The 3,746-nt window shown below is 66.8% G+C and carries 4 protein-coding genes; 2 read left to right on the forward strand and 2 right to left on the reverse strand.

The annotated features are described in order from the left end of the window. Positions 1-226: 226 nt before the first annotated feature. Positions 227-619 (reverse strand): DUF2513 domain-containing protein, encoded by a 393-nt coding sequence (locus OXU42_02220; protein ID MDE0028206.1) that lies wholly within the window; start codon positions 617-619, stop codon positions 227-229. Positions 620-948: 329 nt separating this feature from the next. Then, on the reverse strand, positions 949-2,181 hold the full coding sequence (locus tag OXU42_02225) for an integrase family protein (protein ID MDE0028207.1): 1,233 nt from the start codon (positions 2,179-2,181) through the stop codon (positions 949-951). A gap of 138 nt (positions 2,182-2,319) precedes the next feature. Between OXU42_02225 and ssb the strand changes: the two genes are divergently transcribed. Continuing rightward, positions 2,320-2,835 (forward strand): single-stranded DNA-binding protein, encoded by a 516-nt coding sequence (ssb, locus tag OXU42_02230; protein MDE0028208.1) that lies wholly within the window; start codon positions 2,320-2,322, stop codon positions 2,833-2,835. A 175-nt stretch (positions 2,836-3,010) separates the two neighbouring features. Next, on the forward strand, positions 3,011-3,746 hold a 736-nt coding region (locus tag OXU42_02235; GenBank protein ID MDE0028209.1), incomplete at its 3' end, for a hypothetical protein.

Here is a 3,746-nt window from a genome sequence, read left to right on the forward strand (position 1 = left end):
AATGGTGTGGTGAACCATCTGTGCATGGCGGAAAGAGTACCTCGATTTGACTCCGGTACGGTCATCACGGGTGCCTCATCCGCCCACGCCAAAATCTTCCTTTGATCAGCGACATGGCCGTCGAGAATCGGGATCAAGACCCGCGAAAGGGATCAAGACCCGCGAAACCGCGGGGAAGGCACACGAGGAGTCGGCAAAACACAGGGATGGACAGCCGTTCTAACTTCTAGCCCAAGTTACCGATCACGACAGAAATCAGACGTGCCATCGCGTCCTTCAACCTGTCCGTCGTGGCACTGATACCGGCTCCTTTAAGGTGGTCGAACGCCTTTTGCCAATACTCCGTTCGGGAATCCTTCACGTACTCGCCGCCACGTTGGGTCAGGCCGACAATGTAACCAATGTTGACAATCGCACCGTCGAAGGTGAACGTCTTGTCAACTTGGGCCTCCAACAAGTCCGCCTCCGTCGCACACTGTATGTGGTACGCCAAGCTTTCCTCGTCCGTGTCGGGAAACACGGTCGCCAAGGTCTCCAGGGTTTCGTTCGCTGGCCAGCCCACCTTGTGGCTGGCGAAGTGTTCAAGGATGCGCCGCGTAAGGTGAACGTCCTCAATCATTCTCCAGCACCTCCCTCCGCGTACAAACGGACGCTGTTAACAGACGAATGGCCAAGGGTCAACGGCCGTCTCAGCTTGCGATACAGTTGGCGGTTGACTTGACCGGATCGTTGGCGAAATGGGCATGGCGGGCCGTGGTCTGGACCTTATTGTATTGTGACCGAGCAGCTTCCTGATCGTATACCAAACCCTCGCCGACCGACAAGCCGCCGCTGGTGAAACTGTACATCAAGTCATGGGGTCGCGGATTCCCGATTCCGGCACCCTCTCACCCTGGACCGGAGACAAGCCTCCAGCGCGCACGTGAGACCCTGACAGTCAGTGCAAGCTCAACCTCGGGCCAGTTCGTCGATCCGGTCGGCGACCTTCTGCGCCGCGTCGCGGAGCTGGTCCATGGTCCAGTCCGCGGCGTAGCCCTCGGTCACGTCCTGGGGCCGGGCATGGTTGACCAAGCGCTTGGTGAGGCTGGTGGGGAGCATCAGCTCGCGGTCGGCCACGGTGATGAAGCAGTTGCGTAGCGCGTGGAACCAGAACCTCGCCCCGCCCGCCTCGCCGATGCGCGCGTTCAGGTGCTGCATCCCTTCCAGATGCCCGGTCCTGCTGATCTCGGAGGGGAACACCCAGGCGCGGCTCTTCTCCGGGAAGGCGCCGCGCGCGGCGCGGCGGCCATCGAGGATTTCGGTGAGCTGGCGGGTGAGGGGGAACTCCAACGGCTCGCCGGTCTTGGTCTCCTCCACGCGCAGGGCGCACGCGTCGAGGTCCACCTGCGTCCAGCCGAGCCCGAAGACCTCGGCCCGGCGCATGCCGGTATAGAGCCCGAAGAGGAAGGCGTCGCGGGCGACGGGGTTTCGCACCGCGGTCTCCAGGCCCCTGCGCCAGCGCGGCAGCACCTCGGCGGGCGGCGGAATGCGGCGGCGCTTGCGGGCATGGAAGCGTCCGCCGCCCGCCCGCCACTGCTCCACCGGGTTGTGCAGGCCCTGGATGTCGATGCACTGGCGGCGGTAGAGGGCGAGCAGCATCTTCAGCGCGCTGTTGGCCTGGACCCAGCCGGCGTCGCGGGTGAGGCGGGCGAAGCACTGTTCGACGTCCCGGCGGGAGATGGTGTCGAGGGGGCGGTCGAGCCAGGAAGCCAGGTCTCGGTAGACCGCGCTCCGGTAGTGGGCGAGGGTGCTGGGCTTTCGCTCGGGGCCGGCAAGGAGATGGTCCTCGAAGGCTTCGCGCACGGTGGGCATGGCGCGGGTGCGGGCGCGCTCGCCCGCGGGGTCCTCGCCGGCGGCGACCTTGCCCAAGGTCTCGTGGGCGGCGCGACGGGCCTGCTCGGCGGTCACCTTGCCGTGGCGGCCGATGACCAGGCGGCGGTTGGCGGCCTTTCTGCCGCCCTGGCCCGCGCGGTAGTTGACGATGTAGGAGCGCACGCCCGAGGGCTGGACCCGAACGCCGAAGCCGGTCAGGCGGTCGTCCCATGCGATGAAGGGAGTGGGCCCCGGGACAAGGGCGTCGACGCTGCGCTTGTTGAGGGTCATCTTGAGAATGGCGGTGCGCTTGCCGGAATGTGTTGACATGTGGGGAACCTCCCGAGATGTGTTGAATTATCATCATATAGATCAACACAAAGAAGTCAACCAGGGGCTGCGGCAGAGAGGTCTTGTCGCTCTTTTCGCGAAGCGTTTCATATACAACTCATTGAAATAATGTGACTTATGTCGCCTCTTGGCGGTCGAGGCGCATGCCTGTCGCTTGTTGCGACTCAAAGCTTTGGACTGAATCGCGTAGAACTGATCGGACGTCTCGGCGCCGACGTCACCGTCAACCACCTCTCCAGCGGCGGCCGCGTCGCCAACCTGAGCATCGCGACCGATGAGTCGTACATCAACCGCCAGACCGGCGATCGGGTGGACAAGACCGAATGGCACCGTGTGGTGACATTCCAGGACGGCCTCGTCGAGATGCTCCAGAAGCACGCCCGCAAGGGCCGGCTGGTCTACATCGACGGCAAGCTCCAGACCCGGCGCTGGTCGAAGCCCGGCGAGGACAGCGACCGCTACTCGACCGAGATCCTGCTGGTCCCGGGCGGAAGGGTGCAGTTCCTGGAACGGCCGAACGGCAACGGCGCCCCGGCCGCGGCGGACCCGTCGATGGCGGCGGACGACGCCGCGATGAAGGACGCCGGGACATCGTCCCAGGCCGCGGGTGCCGACGACGACATCCCGTTTTGAGTGGAGCCGTCCACTTCCTCTCCTCCCACCCTGGGGCTGGCGCTTCGTGCGTCAGCCCCATTTTCTATGGAGCCGGTCCCGAGCAACCACCCTCCGGGCTTCGGACCATCGCTTCGCTCGGCCCGCTCGCCCTCCGGCCCCGGCCGGGTGTCCTGTCCCGTGAAGGAGAGCCGCCATGCACAACCATCCGTCGCCGGCAGCCGCCATCGCCGCCGCGCTCGGCGCGCGCGCCGAAGAGGTCTGCCAGCGCTACCTCCCCCACGGCCGCCGCCAGGGCCGCTACTGGGTCGCGGGCGACCTCGACGGCGCCCGCGGAAAGTCCCTCTTCGTCCGCCTGCAGGGTCCCGGCACCCCTGGCAAGTGGACCGATGCTGCCGAAGGCAGCCACGGCGACCTGCTCGACCTCATCCGCCACCGCACGGGCGCGCCGACGCTCCGCGCGGCGCTCGACCACGCCCGCGCCTTCCTCGCCCTGCCGGCTTCGCCGGCCGTGGGCGATTCAGGCGACTACGACGCCATCGAAGCCGCGCGCCGCCTGTGGCGGGGTTGCCGCCCGGTGGACGGCACCCACGCCGAAGCCTATCTCCGCGCCCGCGGCCTCGCGCGCTGCCGCTTCCCCGCCCTCCGCTTCCACCCCGAGCTTCGCTACCGCGAAGGCTCCTCCGTCCGCCGCCTGCCGGCACTGGTCGCCGCCGTTACCGGCAACGACGGCGCCGTCTCTGGCGTGCACCGCACCTGGCTCGATCCCCGCCGCCCCGCCAAGGCGGACATCGTCTCGCCCAGGAAGGCCCTGGGCCGCATCTACGGCCTCGCCGTGCGCTTCGGCCTGCACACCGACTCCGTCGCTCCGCTCCTAGTCGGCGAAGGCATCGAGACCGTCCTGTCCCTCGTCACCGCCGTGCCCGAGATCA

The organism is Deltaproteobacteria bacterium (genome assembly GCA_028818775.1).
Lineage (GTDB): Bacteria > Desulfobacterota > Binatia > UBA9968 > JAJDTQ01 > JAJDTQ01.

Coding starts and splice junctions, on each gene's coding strand:
- OXU42_02220 (MDE0028206.1), bottom strand. CDS start 619: ATGATTGAGGACGTTCACCTTACGCGGCGCATCCTTGAACACTTCGCC.
- OXU42_02225 (MDE0028207.1), bottom strand. CDS start 2,181: ATGTCAACACATTCCGGCAAGCGCACCGCCATTCTCAAGATGACCCTC.
- ssb (MDE0028208.1), top strand. CDS start 2,320: ATGTCGCCTCTTGGCGGTCGAGGCGCATGCCTGTCGCTTGTTGCGACT.